The organism is Arthrobacter sp. D1-17 (assembly GCF_054130535.1).
In genome coordinates, this window is record NZ_CP096382.1 from 1,347,490 (window position 1) to 1,365,703 (window position 18,214).

An 18,214-nucleotide genomic window follows, 5' to 3' on the forward strand; every position below is an offset into this window, starting at 1 on the left:
GGGAGATAATAGGCTCTGAAGTCAGAGAGTCCGGCATGCAGGCCGGAAGCACCAACCGGCAATGGGCCGATACCAACCTGGAGAGGCAAGGGACGTGACGTACGTAATCGCGCAGCCGTGTGTAGATGTCAAGGACAAGGCATGCATTGAGGAGTGCCCCGTCGATTGCATCTACGAAGGCGAGCGTTCCCTCTACATTCACCCGGATGAGTGTGTCGACTGCGGCGCCTGCGAACCTGTCTGCCCCGTCGAGGCCATCTACTACGAGGACGACACGCCGGAGGAGTGGGCCGATTACTACAAGGCCAACGTCGAGTTCTTCGATGAGCTGGGCTCTCCGGGCGGTGCAGCCAAGATCGGCAACACCCACACCGACCACCCGATGATTGCAGCGCTTCCGCCGCAGAACCAGGACCACTGAGGCGGGTAGGTGACTACAGCTGTCCGCAGTTTCGGCCTGAGCCTGCCCGATTACCCCTGGGAGGCCATGGCACCGTACCTCGCCAAAGCGGCCGAACATCCGGACGGTGTCGTTAACCTGTCCATCGGAACGCCGGTGGACCGGACGCCCGGGGTGATCCAGGAAGCGCTCCGCGCTGCGGCTGACGCCCCCGGCTACCCCACGGTGCACGGCACCGCCGCCCTTCGGGAGGCCATTGCCGCCTGGTTTGCACGCCGCCGCGGCGTGGACGGGCTTGACCCGCGCGACATTATGCCCACGGTCGGTTCCAAGGAACTGGTGGCATGGCTGCCGTTCCTGCTGGGGCTGAAGCCGGGCGATATTGTGGTGCGTCCAACTGTCGCTTATCCGACCTACGACATCGGAGCCACGTTTGCCGGTGCCACAGCAGTTGCCGCCGATGACCTTGATGAACTCGATGCAGCTACGCGGTCCAAAGTCCGGCTCATCTGGGTCAATTCCCCGGGCAACCCCACGGGGAGCGTTAGGGACGCCAGGTCCTTGCGCAGGATTGTCGGCCAGGCTCGGGAGGTCGGGGCTGTGGTGGCCTCGGACGAGTGCTACGCGGAACTGGGATGGGGCGAATGGGACCTGCAGCGCGGCGGGGAGGCTGTGCCCAGCATCCTTGATCCCCGCGTTGCAGGAGGCTCCCACGAGGGCCTCCTCGCCGTCTACTCGCTGAGCAAGCAGTCCAACCTCGCCGGCTACCGGGCTGCTTTCGTGGCCGGTGATTCGGCCATTATGGCGAACCTGGTCAACAGCCGGAAGCATGCAGGGATGATTGTGCCCTACCCCGTCCAGGAAGCGATGCGCGTGGCACTCGGCGACGACTCGCACGTGCAGGAGCAGAAAGATCTGTACCGGGGCCGCCGCGACCGGATCGTTCCTGCACTTGAAGGCTTCGGCCTCACAATCCATGAATCCCACGCAGGGCTGTACCTGTGGTCCACAGCAGGAGAGGCTACCTGGGACACGATCGGCAGGCTGGCCGAACGGGGAATCGTTGCAGGACCCGGCGTCTTCTACGGTGAGGCCGGGAGCGGATTTGTGCGCGTGGCACTGACCGCCTCGGATGAACGGATCGAGGCCGCCGTAGCCCGGCTGGCCTCGTAACAATAGGTGTGACACCGGCCACAACCGGCGCATTTTTGCGGTGAACCGGCCCTCCCGGATTAGTGGCAGGCCGAAAGTGGCGGTAGCTTTTAACTGACTATCAATGGTGGCTTTCTACAAGAAGGCAGCACGGCCGTTGGACGTCCCGCCCGTGCGGGATCCCCGCGCGGCTCACCTGATGTTGGATCAAGCTTTCTAGAGAGGCCAAGAGGCCTCATGAAGGGGACTCCATGACTGAGACCACCAGCGCGCCTGAGACCACCAGTGCGACCCTGCGACATGCAGGCGGCGAACTCGAACTACCGCGCATCAAGGTTGTAGAGGGAAACGAAGGCTACGACGTTTCCAAACTTCTGAAGCAGACGGGCGCCGTCGCCTATGACCCTGGCTTCATGAACACCGCTGCTACCACCTCGGCGATCACCTACATTGACGGCGACGCAGGAATCCTGCGGTACCGCGGCTACCCGATCGAGCAGCTCGCACAGCACTCCAGCTTCCTCGAAGTGTCCTACCTGCTCATTTACGGCAACCTGCCGACTCCCACCGAGCTGGAGGACTTCGACCAGCGGATCCGCCGACACACGCTCCTGCATGAGGAGCTGAAAGGCTTCTTCGGCGGCTTCCCCCGTGACGCGCACCCGATGCCCGTGCTGTCCTCCGCCGTCTCCGCGCTGTCCACGTTCTACCAGGACTCCCTGGACCCGTTCAACGCCGAGCAGGTGGAAGTTTCCACCATCCGCCTCATGGCCAAGCTCCCCGTCATCGCCGCCTATGCGCACAAGAAGTCGATCGGGCAGCCGATGCTGTACCCGGACAACTCCATGAACCTGGTGGAGAACTTCCTCCGCCTCAGCTTCGGCCTGCCTGCGGAGCAGTACGAACTGGACCCCGTGGTGGTTAAGGCCCTTGACCTGCTCCTGATCCTGCACGCCGACCATGAGCAGAACTGCTCCACCTCGACCGTGCGCCTGGTTGGTTCCTCCAACGCGAACCTGTTCGCCTCCGTCTCTGCGGGAATCAACGCCCTGTTCGGCCCCGCCCACGGCGGTGCCAACGAGGCTGTCCTGAAGATGCTGCGCCAGATCCAGGCCGACGGCACCAAGCCGGAGGACTACATGGAGAAGGTGAAGAACAAGGAGGACGGTGTCCGCCTCATGGGCTTCGGACACCGCGTCTACAAGAACTACGATCCGCGCGCCAAGATCGTTAAGGCTACGGCCCATGAGATCCTCGGCAAGATCGGCGGAAACGACGAGCTGCTGGACATCGCGCTTCGCCTTGAAGAGAAGGCCCTGAACGATGACTACTTCATCCAGCGCAAGCTTTACCCCAACGTGGACTTCTACACCGGCCTGATCTACAAGGCGATGGGCTTCCCGGAGAAGATGTTCACCGTGCTGTTCGCGATCGGACGCCTGCCCGGCTGGATTGCACAGTGGCGTGAAATGATGAGCGATCCCACAACCAAGATCGGCCGTCCGCGCCAGCTCTACATCGGATCGCCCGAGCGCGACTACCCGGCGCGCTAATCCACCGGCCCCGGACCCCGCACGCTCGGTTCGGCCCCTCTTCGGCGTGGATCCTCTTTAGGGATTACGACGGCGGCTGCTCACCTTCTACGGTGGGCGGCCGCCGTTTTTCGCTCTGGAGGGGGCTGAAGGAGCCCAGCTGCCAGACGTTACCCTCCCCGGGCTGGAGGCATAGACTGGAGCCGGAGAGCGGGTTGCCGCGTCTATCGGGCGAATTGTCTAGATGCCAAGGGAGGCATGCGGATGCAGCACACAGGCGGTCCAGGCTGGCGGATCACCATGGACACGTCAGGGCCTATGCTCATTGCCCTTTACATCAGAGACGTCGCGGGGCTCGACGGTGCCGGCTTTCCGGCGCTTTCACACGTTGCCCCGAAAATCAGACACGCGGACCATTCCCATTTGACAGCCGAAGTAGGCGGGATCAGTGCCCTTAAGACGGAGTGGGAAGCCTGGTGGGAGCAGCTGCTGAAGGCGCATCCGCAGATGTCTCCGGAGATGTCGCCGCCCGGATTCACTGCCTTCGCGAACTCCCCGGCACTGCGCCGGGTCCTGCAGGCGCATTTCGGCGCTGCCCTGACCTGGGCCCGCGAACGGCGCAAGGAGTACGCGGAGCTGGAAGCCGAGCGGTCAGCCGGGGGATCCGCCCACCTGCTCGAGGACATCGTGGAGGACCGGCTGCTGGAGGTAGGCAGGGATTCGCGGGACTTCGACCTGACCATCATCGAACTGCCTCTTGACGAGCAGCGCGCCTGGTTCCTGGAACCGGACAAGATCATCATGAGCCATGACCTGCTGAAGCAGCCGGAGGTCTTCCGCAGCTACCTTCAGCCCGTCGTGGAAATCCTGGTCTGACCCGGACATATCATCCTGCCTCCGCGGCCAATGTAATCGTCACGGTGCTGCCGGCTGCCGGGGAATCCTGCCAGCCGTTCCTGGCCTGCCGGTTCCAGCTCATTCCGTCCACATCCACCTGCACTACGCCCAGTTCCTTGGCATGGGCCACAGCCCAGTGGGCCACGGACCATGCGAGATTGTCCGAGGCCTCCACTTCCACGACCGGTCCGCGCGATGACGCGGGGAGGCTTCCGTACGCTGCTTCCAACTGCGTCAGCAATGCCTCCGGGTCTCCGTTGAGTTCGGGGGAGCGGAGAGTGCAGTCCAAGGCAGCATGGGTCTGCCCGCTCAGGGCCGAGGCAAAGGAACGCCCCATTATCTCGTGTTGTGCGTACGCCCTCGGGTACGCGGAGCGCTGCACACGTTGGGCAGCGTCGGTGATGTCCATGGCTGCATAGTCAGGGATCTCGGCCAGTGCGTCATAGAAGGCATTGGTGGCGTAGATGGGATCCATGACCTGTGCGCTGGTACCCCAGCCCTGTGAGGGGCGCTGTTGGAAAAGCCCGCGCGAATCCGGGCCGGCCAGATCGCCGTGATCGATGTTGCGCAGCTTCGATTCCTGCATGGCCGTGGCCAGGGCGATACTGGCCGCGCGCGGAGGCAGCCGGCGCCGCACCGAAACAGCAACTATCAGGGCGGCGTTTGAGGCCTGGTCGGTGGCCAGGTTTGCCTGCTGTGCGCCGACTTTGGCCGTGCACCCTTCCACGATGAGCCGCTCAGAGCGCTGCACCAGCGCCACTCCCGTATAAATGCCGCCGCCGACCAATGCCACGGAGAGTGCTGCAACCACTGCTGCCCGCAGCTTGCGTCGCCGTGTCACGTTGGTACTCCCTTAGAAGCCGGGTTTAAAGCCACGGGCGGCCGGCAGGACCGCCGGCCGCCCGTAAAGGGTCAGTTGGCGTGCAAAGCGTCGTTGAGTTCCACCGTTCCGCCCTTGCGGGGGAGTACCTCCACCTCACCGGTGGTGGAGTTGCGGCGGAACAGCAGGTTCGGAACGCCGGAGAGCTCAACGGCCTTGACGATCCTGGCAGTGTCTTCGCCGTCGGCATTCTTCGGGCCGACAACGCGGACCCGGGTGCCGGCCGTGACGTAAAGTCCGGCTTCCACAACCGAGTCGTCGCCGATGCTGATGCCCACACCGGAGTTGGCGCCCAGGAGGACACGCCGGCCCAGCGCAACCTTCTCCTTGCCGCCGCCCGAGAGGGTACCCATGATCGAGGCGCCGCCGCCGACGTCGGTGCCGTCGCCGGCTACGACGCCCGCGGAGATGCGGCCCTCCACCATGGAGGTGCCCAGAGTCCCGGCGTTGAAGTTTACGAAGCCCTCGTGCATGACCGTGGTGCCTTCGGCGAGGTGGGCTCCCAGGCGGACACGGTCGGCGTCGGCAATGCGCACCCCGGTGGGCACAACGTAGTCCACCATGCGCGGGAACTTGTCGACGCCGTACACGGTCACAGCGCCGCGCCGGCGCAGCTTCGCGCGTGTCAGTTCGAAGCCGTCTACGGCGCAGGGGCCGAAGTTGGTCCACACGACGTTCGGCAGCTTGCCGAAGATGCCATCGAGGTTCAGGGTGTTCGGCTGGACGAGCCGGTGTGAGAGCAGGTGCAGCCGGAGGTAGGCGTCGGCGGTGTCCGCCGGAGCTTCATCCAGGTCGATCTGGACGAACACCACCTTCTGCTCCGTGCCGCGGTCCGCGTCGGCACCGTCTGCAGCGATTACGGTGAGAGATTCATCGGCGTTCTCAACCGCTCGAAGGGAATCGGCTGCCACCCCAAGGGCAGGGGCGGGGAACCAGACATCCAGCACCGTGGCATCACCATTGCCAGTGGCGATGGTGGCCACCCCGAATCCGTAGGCCGAACGTGATTCGTCGGACAGTGGCTGGGCAGTGGGCACGGCGGAAGAAGCGGTTTCAGTCATGGCCCCAGTCTACCGAGACGGCCTGCATGCACCGAAACCTGTCCGCGACCAACGGAGTCGTATTTCGGACTGTTCCTGGCCGACGCCCGCCCCGGATGGAACGGGCGCCCGCCCCGAATGGAACGGGCGCGGCGGGGGATACAGTTGGAGAGTGATTGCCGAAACCGAACCCATAACCCTCGACCTCCGCCAGGACGTGGCGCTGCTGACGGCGGCACTCATCGACATCAACAGTGTGTCCGGCAACGAGACCCAACTGGCGGACGCCGTGGAACTGGCCCTCCGGGAACTCCCGGGCCTTGACCTCGTGCGCGACGGTGACTCCATCATCGCCCGCACGTCTTTGGGGCACAGTGAACGCGTCATTCTCGCCGGCCACCTGGACACCGTTCCGCTGCCGGTCACCGGCGGTTCGCTGGGAACTGTCCCGTCCACCTGGCCTTCCGGCGAGCCGGGTCAAGGGGTCTTGTACGGCCGCGGTGCCACCGACATGAAGGGCGGGGTCGCCGTCCAACTGGCGCTGGCTGCGTCACTGTTCGACGGCGGTGCGCAGCCGTCCAAGGACGTCACCTTTGTCTTTTACGACCACGAGGAAGTGGAAGCCGTCAAGAGCGGCCTCGGCAGGCTGGTGCGTAATCACGGTGCGCTGCTGCATGGCGACTTTGCAATCCTCCTCGAGCCGACGGACGGAACCGTCGAGGGAGGCTGCAACGGCACCATGCGGTTCGAGGCTACGACGTTGGGGGAGGCTGCCCACTCAGCAAGGGCCTGGATGGGAAGCAACGCGATCCACGCTGCGGCACCCATTCTTGCCAAACTTGCCACGTACGATCCCCAGACCATCACTGTGGACGGCCTGGAATACCGGGAAAGCCTGAATGCGGTGAAGATCCATGGAGGAACCGCCGGCAACGTCATCCCGGACCGCTGCGTGGTGGAGATCAACTACCGCTTCGCACCTGACAAGACTCCGGCCCAGGCGGAGGCCCACGTGCGCGATCTGCTGGCGGGATTTAGCGTAGTGCGCACCGACAGTGCCGCGGGCGCACGGCCAGGACTCAACCATCCCGCCGCCGCCTCCTTCGTGGCCGCTGTGGGAGGCGAGCCCAAGCCCAAATACGGCTGGACCGACGTCGCGCGCTTCAGCGAGCTCGGCGTCCCCGCGGTCAACTTCGGTCCTGGCGATGCGCTCCTGGCGCACAAGGACAACGAACACGTGGAGGCCGAGGCCGTCCGCGCCTGCCTTCGGGCGCTGCAGAAGTGGCTGGCCTGAGAAAGACACCGGCGTCTGCAGACAAACAGAGCGTCTGCAGACAAATAGAGAAGGGCCCGCAACCTCAAGGTTGCGGGCCCTTCCACGTGAGGGAGCTGGCGGCGCCGTCACTCGATCACAGACTTGATCGCGGTTACTTGATCGCGGTGGTGACCCCGGCTGTGGGAGCCTTCGCCACGCCTCCGGCAGCCTTTTTGGAGCCGTGGCGCTCAATCCAGATCGCCAGGCGGGACACAGCCAGGTTGATGGCGATGTAGATTGCCGCAGCCACGAAGAACACGGGGAACAGGAACTGCGGTCCCAGGAAGTCCGCCATGACCTGCACCGCGCGCAGGAGTTCGCCGTAGGCGACGATGTAGCCCAGTGACGTGTCCTTGAGGAGGACCACAAGCTGGGCAACCAGGGACGGAAGCATCCGGCGGATGGCCTGGGGCAATTCCACGCTGAGCCGTGACTGGAAACTGGTCAGGCCGATTGCCAAGCCGGCCTCGCGCTGCCCCTTCGGGAGGGACTGGATGCCGGCGCGGATAATCTCGGCGAAGATCGCCGCGTTGTACAGGACCAGCCCGGCCACCACGGCGATGAACGGACTGGTGGCAAACACCAGCAGGACGAACAGCATCATCAGCACCACGGGCATGCCGCGGAAGAATTCCAGCACGATCCTCGTCGGTATCCGGATCAAGGCAATATCCGAGATGCGCATGAGGCAGAGCAGCAGCCCCAACGGGAAGGCGATCACGGCCGCGATGGCGGCTGCTCCCAAGGTGGCGCCGATGCCGTCAAAAATAAGGGACCAGACGTCGGCCTGGCCGAAGATCGCCCACCGCCGCGCCTCGAAGATTCCCTGCTGCCCGAGTGTGTACAGGGCAAGGGCGAGGAGGCCGCCGATGAGAATGACGCCGATGATCGAGCCGATGAGTGAGATTCTGCGGGCTTTGGGCCCGGGGACGTCGTAGAGAACGGAGGTCATCGCGCGATCGCCACCTTTCGTTCGACCTGATGGGCGATGTAGCCCAGCGGCACGGTGATCAGGAGATAGAAGAAGGCAACGCCAACGAGGACCCACATGACTGCGTCGCCGTGGTCATTGGCCAGCTGCTTGCCGTAGCCGAACAGCTCCAGGACGAAGAAGGCGCCGGCCACGGATGAGTTCTTGACGAGCGCGATCAGGATGTTGATCAGAGGCGGAATTACCGTGCGCAGGGCCTGGGGAAGGATGATCAGGGACAGCACCTGGCCGAAGGTCATACCGATGCTGCGGGCGGCCTCCGCCTGGCCCACGGGGACGCTGTTGACGCCCGAGCGGACCGCTTCGGCGATGAAGGCGGCAGTATATGCGCTAAGTGCGATGATGGCTGCGATTTCGAACTGCTCGAACGTGACGCCGAGCCGGGGCAGGACAATGGCGGCGAAGAAGAAAGCGATGGTCAGCGGCGTGTTTCGCACCACCTCCACGTAGGCCATGCTGAATCCGCGCAGCGCCGCGACCGGGGACACCCGGGCGGCTGCAAGGAGCGTGCCCACGACGAGTGCAATGATGCCGGAAACGACGGCCAGGAACAGGGTTCTGAGAAAGCCGTCCCAGTACTGCGGGAGGCTTTCAATGATGACGTCCATAGGGTCCTTCAGCTGCGTTTGTGGGAAATCTGCGGTAAATGGAAGCGGCGGCCACCGGGCCCGGGGATTGCCCGGTTACCGGTGACCGCCATCCCTGTTTTAGTAGCGGTCGACTGTGGGAAGCTCCGGAGCCGTCTTGATGACTGCGCCGGCCGTGTCCTCCCATGCCTTCTTGTAGGACCCGTCCTTTGCGAACTCCTCGAGCTGGTCGTTGACCCAGGTGCGGAATTCGGTGTCGCCCTTCTTCAGGCCGATGCCGTAGGGCTCCTTGGTGAACGTCTCGTCCGAGGCGAGCTTGAAGGCGTCAGGCTCCTTGTTGACGAAGCCGGCCAGGATGACGTTGTCCGTGGTGATCGCTTCTACCTGCTTGTTACGCAGCGGCTCAAGGCAGGCGGAGTAGGTGGCTGCCGGAACGAGGACAGCGTCGTACTTTTCCACGATGGTGGCGGCGGGAGTCGAACCAGTCACGGAGCAGACTTTCTTGCCCTTAACGTCCTCGGGCTTGGTGATGGACGTGTTGTCCTTGTTCACCATGAGAGCCTGGCCTGCTTCGTAGTACGGGCCGGCGAAGTCCACTTCGGCTTTGCGCTTGTCGTTGATCGTGTAGGTGGCGATGATCATGTCCACCCTGCCCTGCTTGATGAACTGCTCACGGTTGGCGGAAACGGTTTCCACCCATTCGATCTTGTCTGCGGGAATGCCGAGCTTGGCTGCAAGGAGCTTGCCGATCTCCACATCAAAACCAACAGGCTTGCCGTCCAGGCCCTTCTGACCGAACAACGGCTGGTCAAACTTCGTGCCAATGGTGATCTTGCCGGCGGAGGAGAGTTTCTCCATGGTGGTACCGGCAGCAAAGCTTGGCTTTTCAGCGGGGCTGGGGTTGGTACCGCCGCCGGTGCCGCCGCCACATGCGCTCAGTGTCAGCGCCAGGGCTGCGGATGCTGCTACCAGAAGGGACTTCCTTCGGGTCAAAAATGCCTTCATGACATTCCTTTCATTGGGCGGCCGCCAAGGACGGCCAAGAGTGAACCGGAGGGTTCAGTGAGTGAGGAGCTTGGACAGAAAATCCTTCGCCCGGCTGCTCTGGGGATTGGTGAAGAATTCTTCGGGTGTGGCGTCTTCTACGATCTGGCCGTCCGCCATGAACACCACGCGGTCCGCTGCCTTGCGTGCGAATCCCATCTCGTGGGTGACCACAATCATGGTCATGCCTTCCTTGGCCAGTTGCACCATGACGTCAAGGACTTCGTTGATCATCTCCGGATCGAGCGCCGAGGTGGGCTCGTCGAAAAGCATGACTTTCGGCTTCATGGCAAGGGCGCGTGCGATTGCTACACGCTGCTGCTGGCCGCCCGAGAGCTGGGCCGGAAGCTTCGGAGCCTGATGGCCCACACCTACACGCTCGAGGAGGGCCATGGCTTCCTTGTCCGCCTCGCCTTTGGACATGCCTTTGACCTTAATGGGCCCGAGGGTGACGTTTTCAAGGATGGTCTTGTGGGCAAAGAGGTTGAAGGACTGGAACACCATTCCCACGTCGGCGCGGAGGCGTGCAAGCTCCTTGCCTTCCTCAGGCAGGACCTTGCCGTCGATCCTGATTTCGCCGCTGTCGATGGTCTCAAGGCGATTGATGGCTCGGCACAGGGTGGACTTGCCTGACCCCGACGGCCCAATGACCACAACGACCTCGCCCTTGCGGACCTGGAGATTAATGTCCTTCAGAACATGCAGCTGGCCGTAATGCTTGTTCACGGCATTCAGGGAGACGAGCGCATTGTCGGGCACTTGAGTTGTCATGAGATGAATCTATCGAAGAACTCTCACGTATGACGGCAATCACTCCAACTTCCTGCTGATCGTAATTCAAGAGATACCTGCACGCCAGCAGGTTAGCCTTGGACGATGAGCATCAATGCAGATCCGTCTAAGTCCGCCCAACCCCGCCGTAAGGGGCCCCTCGAGCTCCGACGCAAGCAGGCGGCAGTGGAGATGTCGGACCAGCGGCTGCTTGACACCAAGGGGCCGGGCCATTTCATACATACGGACCCGTGGCGTGTCATGCGCATCCAGAGCGAATTCGTTGAAGGCTTCGGCGCCCTGTCCGACCTCGGCCAGGCCGTGAGTGTCTTCGGTTCCGCGCGTACCAAGCCGGGCAGCATGTTCTACGACATGGGCGTTGAGGTGGGGCGCAAACTTGCAGAAGCCGGAGTGGCCGTCATCACCGGCGGCGGTCCCGGCTCCATGGAAGCCGCGAACCGGGGTGCTGTGGAGGGCAACGGCGTTTCCGTCGGCCTGGGAATCGAGCTGCCATTCGAGCAGGGCCTGAACCAGTGGGTGGACCTGGGCATCAATTTCCGTTACTTCTTCGCACGGAAGACGATGTTCGTGAAGTACGCCCAGGGGTTCATCGTCCTGCCGGGCGGCCTCGGCACACTCGACGAGCTGTTCGAAGCGATGGTGCTGGTCCAGACACAGAAAGTGACCTCGTTCCCCATCGTTCTCCTGAGCTCTGCTTTCTGGGGCCCCATGCTCGAATGGATCAAGGGCACGCTTGTGGCGGAAGGGATGGTGTCCGAGAAGGATCTGGACCTCATCCAAGTGGTGGACACCCCGGAGGAGGCAGTGAATTTCGTCCTCCACGGCCACGTCCGGGAGCCGTCCCCGGACGAGGAGCAGCGGCCTGAGTAGCCGAGGCGCCCGATTCTGGCACGATGGGTGATGTGAGCAACTTCCTCGTTTTCCTTGCGATCGTCCTGATCGGCATCACCGTCATCTTCGGGACCGACCTTGGAGCCAAGATCTTTCGAAAGAAGCCTTCGGACACACCATTGACCGACGGCGGATTTGAGGAGCCGGTGACGTCGCTCCCTCCCGTCCTGCTGCCGGAGGAAGCGAAGCCGGACGACGTCGACCGGGTGCGTTTCGCCCTCGGCCTGCGGGGCTACCGGATGGATCAGGTAGACCAGGTCCTCGATGATCTGCGGGACCAGCTCGCGGCCAAGGACGCCGAAATTGCAGGGCTTCGCGCCCACCTACGGGGTGAAATCCCCGGCTCCGCGGCGAAGCCTTCTACCCTGGACGGCACAGGGTTCCGTATCAGCAGCGAGGACAGCGCGGCCCCCAGCGAACGGCCTGTCGCCGAGGAGCGGTCGTGACCCGTCCGGTAGCTGATGCAGCACAAACAGATGAGCGCCCGCGGCCGTCTGCCGTGACCGCAACGCTGGGCGCCGTCGCGGGACGGCTGTGGGGAAAAGCCATGCGGTGGCCCTGGTGGGTACAGGTGGCCGCCATCTACGTGGCGGCCCGCGGGGTCAGTGCCTGCATCTTCATGGCTGCTGCCCTGCACCAAGGAGTCAACCCGTGGTTCCCCGCCAAGCCCGATTACTGGCACTTCATCAACATCTGGGACGCACGCTGGTACGGCGAAGTCATCGACAACGGTTATCCCGCGGAACTTCCGGTGGACAGCGCAGGCAACGTCCAGGAGAACGCCTGGGCGTTTTATCCGCTATTTCCACTGCTGGGACGGGCGCTCTCGGCGGCCACCGGACTCATTCCGCCTGTCTCCCTGACCCTCATCGCAGTGCTTGCTGGCCTCGCTGCGTCCTTTGTCGTCTACTTTCTGTTCCGTCACAGGGCGGCACATGGACCGGCGCTGTGGGGAGTGGCCTTCTTTGCGTCCTTCCCCATCAGTCCCATACTCCAGGTTCCCTATGCGGAATCGCTGAACATCCTCCTGCTCGCCTCAGCCCTGCTGCTGGTACTCCGGCGGCATTACGTGCTGGCGATACCGGTGGTGGTGCTGATGGCCCTGTCCCGGCCGACCGGTGTTCCCTTCGCAGCCATGGCTGGAATCCTCTTCCTGTACCGCCTGTGGGAGGCCTGGCAGGGCAGCGGGAGGAAGGCTGTCCCGGGCCACCAGGACGGAAAGGCCCACAGCTCCCGCGAGCTCTGCGCACTCGCAGCCCTGACCGGAGTCAGCGGGTTATCCGCGCTCCTCTGGCCGGCCATCGCCTGGGCAACCACCGGCGACATCGCGGCCTACACCAAGACCGAGACGGTGTGGCGCGGGCACGACCTCGTTCCCTTCAAGCCGTGGTTTGATACCGGCGTCCTCCTCTTCGGCCCCGTGCTGGGCCTTGCGGCGCCCTTCGTGTTTGTCGCGGTGTTCACACTGTTCCTGCTGTCGCGGCCGGTTGCGCAGCTGGGCACCGAACTGCGGCTGTGGTGTGTCTGCTACATGGGCTACCTGATCGTGTTCCTGCATCCGCAGACCAGCACCTTCCGGATGTTGCTGCCGCTTTTTCCCCTTGCGCTGGGCGCTGTCCTGGTATCCCGCTCGAAGGCTTACAGGGGAGCCGTCCTGACCATGTTCATCCTGCTTCAGATTGTCTGGGTTGTCTGGCTGTGGGCATGGGCCGAACTGCCCGGCGGCGGTGACTACCCGCCCTGACGGCCTGTCCTATCCCGGACCGGGGACCGCCGGGAATGCCGCCCGGAGCGATTGTCCATCGATTAGCTACAGACGGGTAATTACAGGATAATAGGGGTTAAGCAAGGACAAATAGCATTCCGAAGACTTCAGTCATGGCGGCTGCCAAACCAGTCGCCAAGCGGCTTGTTTGACCATGCGGACTCAGCCCGGCCGGGCTGCTCAGTCCTGGGACTACTGGAGGGGATATTCCTCATGGCGGCTATGAAACCACGCACCGGCGACGGCCCTATGGAAGTAACCAAGGAGGGCCGCAGCCTGATCATGCGTGTGCCGCTCGAAGGCGGCGGGCGGCTCGTTGTCGAACTCAATGCCGCTGAAGCGGCCAACCTCAAGGAATGCCTCGTAGGCGTCACCGAATAGCTTGCAGCCAGGGCCTGCAGCCGGAAGGCTGCGGGCCCTGCCTCATTTCTTATCCGCGGCCTTTACGCTGGCCAGCGCTCTTGACGACTCTGCAGCAGGCCACCTCTCAGCATTACATCCGAGTCCCGGCGCCGCTCAGCCCTACTTTTTGACAGCGACCAGCAGGCCATCGCCGGTGGGCAGCATGGCCGAAGCCAGCCGATCGTCGTCGCGGACAACCTTGCCCACCTGCCGCAGAACCACTGTGGTGGCGTCACGGGCAGCGGGATTGGAAACGCGGTCCTTATCCAGGGCGTCGTTGACGATCAGGAGACCGCCGGACTTGAGCAGGCGCACGGCCTGGTCCACATAGCGCGGGAAGTTTGGCTTGTCCCCGTCAATAAAAACGAGGTCGTAGGCTGCGTCGGTCAGCCGGGGCAGGACGTCGCCCGCCCGGCCGGAGATGGTGCGGGTGCGGTTTGCGGGGCTGCCGGCTTCCTGGAAGGCCTCGCGCGCAGCCCTCAGGTGCTCTACATCCACATCGATTGTGGTCAGCACAGCCTGCGGCCCGAGTCCTCGAAGGAGGCAGACGCCGGATACGCCGGCCCCTGTGCCGATTTCCACGGCGGTCTGCGCCTTGGATGCTGCGGCCAGAACCGTGAGTACTGCCCCCACGCCCCGGCCGATGGGGGTCACGCCCAGCTCGAAGGAGCGTTCCCGGGCGCGCAACAGGACCTCATCCTCGGCAGGCAGATCTTCTGCATAGGACCAGCTCGTGGACTTATCGGCGCTCATTGGTATCGCTTTCTGGGCGGCAGGAGGGTGTTTCATACAGAGTACTGTGTCCGGGAGTGTGGCGCCGGACGGTGACGGCCCGGTGCAGCAGTGCGACGGGACCCGGCAAAGGTCGCCCCGGCAGAGGAACTGGCAGGCCCCGCGGGGCCGCTTTCCGTGCGGGTTGCGCGGACGGCTGTGAGGGTTGTGCCCATGGCTGAAGACCGGCCCACCATCAGGAAATTCCCAGCCAGGTTTGAAATGATAATTATCCGCTCATCCAGGGGGTGATCGGCGTCGAACCAATGATGTAATAAACATCAGGCGTTAGTACATCCACGAGGGGAGTGGACGATGTCAGGATCAGTTGCGGCACCTGTCCCTGCAGTTGAAGAACCCGAAGCAGAGTGGGTCATGCCCACCTGGGAGGAAGTGGTGACCAACCACTCGGCCAAGGTGTACCGGCTTGCCTACCGCCTCACCGGCAACAGGTACGACGCCGAGGACCTCACCCAGGAGGTGTTCGTCCGCGTTTTCCGTTCACTGGAGAACTTCAAGCCGGGCACCCTTGATGGCTGGCTGCACCGCATCACCACCAACCTGTTCCTGGACCAGGCCCGGCGCAAGACCCGGATCCGCTTTGACGCCCTGGCGGAGGACGCTGAATCACGGCTGCCGGGGAGGGAACCGGGGCCGGAACAAAGTTTCGAGTTCAACAACCTTGACTTGGACGTCCAGGCAGCCCTGGAGGAGCTGCCGCCGGACTTCCGTGCCGCCGTCGTGCTGTGCGACCTGGAGGGTCTGTCCTACGACGAGGTGGCAGAGGCGCTGGGCGTGAAGCTGGGCACTGTGCGCTCGCGGATCCACCGCGGACGCACCATGCTGCGTGAAAAGCTCGCCCACCGCGATCCGCGACCCCAGCAGTCACGGGCGCCGCGGCTCAAGCTGCCCCGCATCGCCGGGATTCTCTGATCGGCGCCATGCACCGCTTCACCCACGTGCTGAAGGATCTCAGGAACGCAGCTGCCTCTCTTCCTCTGGCAGGAACGCAGCACCCGGGTACGTCCGAACATGCGGACCGATGCGCCGATTGTGCTGCTGCGCTACGCCGGCAACGCCAGTACCTTGAGAGGCTCCGTGACGCCGCAGTCCCCGCCGTGAGCGAGGACCTGACCGAGAGGCTCCTGCTCCGGACGCGGGAGCTGGCTGCGGCACCTCCAACTCCGGCGGCCCGGACAGCTCCCTTGAAGCTGGCTGGACTGGCTGCTGGAGGCGCGGCCATGGTGACTGCCGGTGCCGTCGCGGCGGGTGCATACATGGCCGCGGGGGATCCTACCCAGTATGCGGCTGCGTCATTCTCGGGGCAACCAGGCGGCACGCAGTGGGAGGAGACGGTGCAGTCCGAGGAGACCGGGCAGCCGGAGCAGATGGTGCAGTCGGTGGAGACGGCGCAGTCGGGGGACAGGGCGCAGCGGGACGGGCAACCTGCCGGCGGGACGTCCGCAGATTCATTCGTGGCGGCGCTGCGCTCCCGCGGCTGGGCCTGCCCGGACCTTGCGTCCATGGGCTTCCACGTGGCGTCTGCAACGTCCAGGACCTACGGCGGCCAGCCCGCCGTCGAACTTCGACTCTCAAACGGTAGACATACAGCAACTGTTCTGGAACAGCACACGACGGCGGGTGGCGCGGGGCAGCAGGGAGCGGCACCGGATACAGCGATTCCGGTGAACCCCCTGACGGGGCATGCCGCAAGCGAGGACGGCTTCGTCGCCTTGGATGGATCCCGGGTGGCCGGGTCCGGCGCCGGGAATGGTCGTCTTTGGGTCAAGACGTCGGCGCCGTGGAGCGCCATCTACCAGACCGCAAGCAGCACATTCACCTATGTCTCCGACCTGCCCGCGAACGTTGCCGACGATGCCCTGGCGGTGCTGTCAGCGGCGGAACGCGCCTGGGCCAGCAGCGGCGGGAACCAGGCGGGCGTTTCGGCGGCAGCCGATGCCGGTAGTTCCGCAGGGATCACTGGCAGGGAACAGATGACGGAGCGGCTGCAGCGCGGACTCCGCAAGATCGCCCTGCAGCTGGACAATATGACCGGCCGTTCCGACCGATGACGCCGCGCCGCGCTGCCGTGACAGGGGCCAAATCGTCAGCGTCTCGCCCGAGAGGGTAATCTTCCTATAGTGTTTGGAATCAACGGCCCGGAGTTTCTCCTTCTGCTGCTCATCGGCATTCTGGTGATCGGCCCCCAGAGGCTGCCCGAATACACCCAGAAACTGACAAACGTGGTCCGCGAAGTCCGGCGGATGGCATCCGGAGCCCGGGAACAGATCAAGGAAGAAGTCGGCATCGATATCGATGACGTCGACTGGAGAAAGTACGACCCTCGGCAGTACGATCCGCGCCGCATCATCAGGGAAGCCTTGCTCGAGGATGCTCCGAAGCCTGTCAGTGCAGGAGGGCCCGCAGTCACTGCCGCTGTCGCCGGGGCTGCCCAGGCACCCGCACAGCCGTCGAGGCGGACTATTGAGCGCCTGCCGGACGGCGAGCCTGCACCCTTCGACACCGAGGCTACCTAGCCGGGATTCCGGCCCGCGCTGGGAGCGTTTCCCTACAGGTTCCCTCAGCGGATGTCGACAGGCGCCTGAGCGAACGCCTGCTGTTCAGCGGGGTTGGACGTCGAGTTTCATTCCGGTCAGCCCCCGGGGCTTGGACGCGAGCTTCGCGGCGATGCCGGAAAGCGCAGCGGCAGCGGGCGTTTCGGGCCGGCTGAGTACGATGGGAACTCCTGCGTCTCCGCCCTCACGCAGGAGGATGTCAAGGGGAATCTGGCCGAGCAGCGGCACATGCGTGCCGGTCGTGGCGCTCAGGCGCCCGGTGAGCAGCTGCCCGCCTCCGCTTCCGAACAGCTCCATGCGGCTGCCGTCGGGCATCTCAAGATGCGACATGTTCTCGATGACGCCAGCCACGGTCTGACCGGTCTGGGTCGCAATAGCCCCTGCACGTTCAGCGACGTCCGCGGCAGCCGCCTGAGGGGTGGTGACAACGAGGATTTCAGCCTTGGGCAGCAGCTGCGCCACGGAGATCGCGATGTCCCCGGTGCCGGGCGGCAGGTCCAGGAAGAGTGCGTCCAGGTCGCCGAAGTAGACGTCGGTGAGAAACTGCTCCAGCGCGCGGTGCAGCATCGGACCCCGCCAGGCAACGGGCTGGTTGCCCGCGACGAACATGCCGATCGAGATGACCTTCACCCCGAAGGCCACCGGCGGAAGGATCATCTCGTCCACGCGGGTGGGAGCCTGGGTGATGCCCATGAGCGCCGGCACGGAAAACCCGTACACGTCTGCATCCACAATTCCTACCCTCAGGCCCTGGGCCGCCAGTGAGCAGGCGAGGTTTACAGTGACCGAGGACTTCCCCACCCCGCCCTTGCCGCTGGCTACCGCAAAGACCTTCGTCAGTGATCCGGGCTGGTTGAACGGGATGCCACGTTTGCCCCCGGGGCCACGGAGCTGCTCTTTCAGGGCCTCGCGCTGGCCCTGCGTCATGACCTTCAGCTCGACGTCAACAGAGGTGACGCCCGGCACTCCCAGCAGGGCTGCTTCGGAATCCTTCGTGATGGTCTCCCGCAGCGGGCAGCCTGCAATCGTGAGCAGGACGGAAAGGCGCACGGCGCCGCCGTCGGAAATTTCTACGGCGTCGACCATGCCAAGCTCCGTGATGGGACGGCGCAGCTCGGGATCAATAACGGTTGCCAGGGCAGCATCAACTGCCGAAGCAAGGGAGGTGCTCATGCTGTG

General features: G+C 64.1%; 20 protein-coding genes. 12 read left to right on the forward strand and 8 right to left on the reverse strand.

Annotation, left to right across the window (positions count from 1 at the left end; all coding sequences use genetic code 11):
* The first annotated feature begins 94 nt into the window (after positions 1–94).
* The 4 genes from fdxA (at position 95) to M1E01_RS06340 (ending at position 3,960) form a co-directional block, all read left to right on the forward strand.
* Complete coding sequence (gene fdxA / locus M1E01_RS06325) at positions 95–421, forward strand: ferredoxin (RefSeq protein ID WP_208749317.1); 327 nt, start codon at positions 95–97, stop codon at positions 419–421.
* A 9-nt stretch (positions 422–430) separates the two neighbouring features.
* A complete protein-coding gene (gene dapC / locus M1E01_RS06330; protein ID WP_457974222.1) occupies positions 431–1,573 on the forward strand; it encodes a succinyldiaminopimelate transaminase in 1,143 nt (380 codons plus the stop codon).
* 230 nt (positions 1,574–1,803) lie between these two features.
* On the forward strand, positions 1,804–3,105 hold the full coding sequence (locus M1E01_RS06335) for a citrate synthase (protein ID WP_457974223.1): 1,302 nt from the start codon (positions 1,804–1,806) through the stop codon (positions 3,103–3,105).
* A 243-nt stretch (positions 3,106–3,348) separates the two neighbouring features.
* Positions 3,349–3,960: a hypothetical protein gene (locus M1E01_RS06340; protein WP_457974224.1), complete on the forward strand. Its 612-nt coding sequence runs from the start codon at positions 3,349–3,351 to the stop codon at positions 3,958–3,960.
* A 10-nt stretch (positions 3,961–3,970) separates the two neighbouring features.
* Here the strand turns inward: M1E01_RS06340 and M1E01_RS06345 are convergent, their stop codons facing one another.
* Both M1E01_RS06345 and dapD read right to left on the reverse strand, forming a co-directional pair.
* Positions 3,971–4,822, reverse strand: a complete 852-nt coding sequence (locus M1E01_RS06345; protein ID WP_457974225.1) for a hypothetical protein — start codon at positions 4,820–4,822, stop codon at positions 3,971–3,973.
* 71 nt (positions 4,823–4,893) lie between these two features.
* Entirely contained in the window at positions 4,894–5,922 is a 1,029-nt protein-coding gene (gene dapD / locus M1E01_RS06350) for a 2,3,4,5-tetrahydropyridine-2,6-dicarboxylate N-succinyltransferase (protein WP_457974226.1), read from the reverse strand.
* A 151-nt stretch (positions 5,923–6,073) separates the two neighbouring features.
* Here dapD and dapE point away from each other — a divergent pair, with 151 nt between their 5' ends.
* Positions 6,074–7,195 (forward strand): succinyl-diaminopimelate desuccinylase, encoded by a 1,122-nt coding sequence (gene dapE / locus M1E01_RS06355; RefSeq protein ID WP_457974227.1) that lies wholly within the window; start codon positions 6,074–6,076, stop codon positions 7,193–7,195.
* A gap of 133 nt (positions 7,196–7,328) precedes the next feature.
* Here the strand turns inward: dapE and M1E01_RS06360 are convergent, their stop codons facing one another.
* The 4 genes from M1E01_RS06360 to M1E01_RS06375 form a co-directional block, all read right to left on the reverse strand.
* Positions 7,329–8,168 (reverse strand): amino acid ABC transporter permease, encoded by an 840-nt coding sequence (locus M1E01_RS06360; RefSeq protein ID WP_457974228.1) that lies wholly within the window; start codon positions 8,166–8,168, stop codon positions 7,329–7,331.
* Positions 8,165–8,815 (reverse strand): amino acid ABC transporter permease, encoded by a 651-nt coding sequence (locus M1E01_RS06365; protein ID WP_457974229.1) that lies wholly within the window; start codon positions 8,813–8,815, stop codon positions 8,165–8,167. Before M1E01_RS06365 ends, M1E01_RS06360 begins: the two co-directional genes overlap by 4 nt.
* Before the next feature lie 99 nt (positions 8,816–8,914).
* Positions 8,915–9,799 (reverse strand): glutamate ABC transporter substrate-binding protein, encoded by an 885-nt coding sequence (locus M1E01_RS06370; RefSeq protein WP_457974230.1) that lies wholly within the window; start codon positions 9,797–9,799, stop codon positions 8,915–8,917.
* Between the two features lie 54 nt (positions 9,800–9,853).
* On the reverse strand, positions 9,854–10,609 hold the full coding sequence (locus M1E01_RS06375) for an amino acid ABC transporter ATP-binding protein (RefSeq protein ID WP_457974231.1): 756 nt from the start codon (positions 10,607–10,609) through the stop codon (positions 9,854–9,856).
* Positions 10,610–10,714: 105 nt separating this feature from the next.
* Here M1E01_RS06375 and M1E01_RS06380 point away from each other — a divergent pair, with 105 nt between their 5' ends.
* From M1E01_RS06380 to M1E01_RS06395, 4 genes are all read left to right on the forward strand, one after another.
* Entirely contained in the window at positions 10,715–11,500 is a 786-nt protein-coding gene (locus M1E01_RS06380; protein ID WP_457974232.1) for an LOG family protein, read from the forward strand.
* A gap of 23 nt (positions 11,501–11,523) precedes the next feature.
* Complete coding sequence (locus M1E01_RS06385; protein WP_457974233.1) at positions 11,524–11,967, forward strand: DivIVA domain-containing protein; 444 nt, start codon at positions 11,524–11,526, stop codon at positions 11,965–11,967.
* Positions 11,968–12,068: 101 nt separating this feature from the next.
* Complete coding sequence (locus tag M1E01_RS06390; protein ID WP_457974883.1) at positions 12,069–13,265, forward strand: hypothetical protein; 1,197 nt, start codon at positions 12,069–12,071, stop codon at positions 13,263–13,265.
* 234 nt (positions 13,266–13,499) lie between these two features.
* Entirely contained in the window at positions 13,500–13,667 is a 168-nt protein-coding gene (locus M1E01_RS06395) for a DUF3117 domain-containing protein (RefSeq protein WP_009357720.1), read from the forward strand.
* A 141-nt stretch (positions 13,668–13,808) separates the two neighbouring features.
* Here the strand turns inward: M1E01_RS06395 and M1E01_RS06400 are convergent, their stop codons facing one another.
* On the reverse strand, positions 13,809–14,441 hold the full coding sequence (locus tag M1E01_RS06400) for an O-methyltransferase (RefSeq protein ID WP_457974234.1): 633 nt from the start codon (positions 14,439–14,441) through the stop codon (positions 13,809–13,811).
* A gap of 333 nt (positions 14,442–14,774) precedes the next feature.
* On the opposite strand from M1E01_RS06400, the gene sigE reads away from it, so the two are divergent.
* From sigE to M1E01_RS06415, 3 genes are all read left to right on the forward strand, one after another.
* Entirely contained in the window at positions 14,775–15,392 is a 618-nt protein-coding gene (gene sigE, locus M1E01_RS06405; protein ID WP_457974235.1) for an RNA polymerase sigma factor SigE, read from the forward strand.
* Positions 15,393–15,577: 185 nt separating this feature from the next.
* Complete coding sequence (locus M1E01_RS06410; RefSeq protein WP_457974236.1) at positions 15,578–16,531, forward strand: hypothetical protein; 954 nt, start codon at positions 15,578–15,580, stop codon at positions 16,529–16,531.
* 69 nt (positions 16,532–16,600) lie between these two features.
* On the forward strand, positions 16,601–16,996 hold the full coding sequence (locus M1E01_RS06415; RefSeq protein ID WP_457974237.1) for a twin-arginine translocase TatA/TatE family subunit: 396 nt from the start codon (positions 16,601–16,603) through the stop codon (positions 16,994–16,996).
* 84 nt (positions 16,997–17,080) lie between these two features.
* Here M1E01_RS06415 and M1E01_RS06420 read toward each other — a convergent pair whose 3' ends face one another.
* Positions 17,081–18,208: an Mrp/NBP35 family ATP-binding protein gene (locus tag M1E01_RS06420; RefSeq protein WP_457974238.1), complete on the reverse strand. Its 1,128-nt coding sequence runs from the start codon at positions 18,206–18,208 to the stop codon at positions 17,081–17,083.
* Positions 18,209–18,214 lie beyond the last annotated feature (6 nt).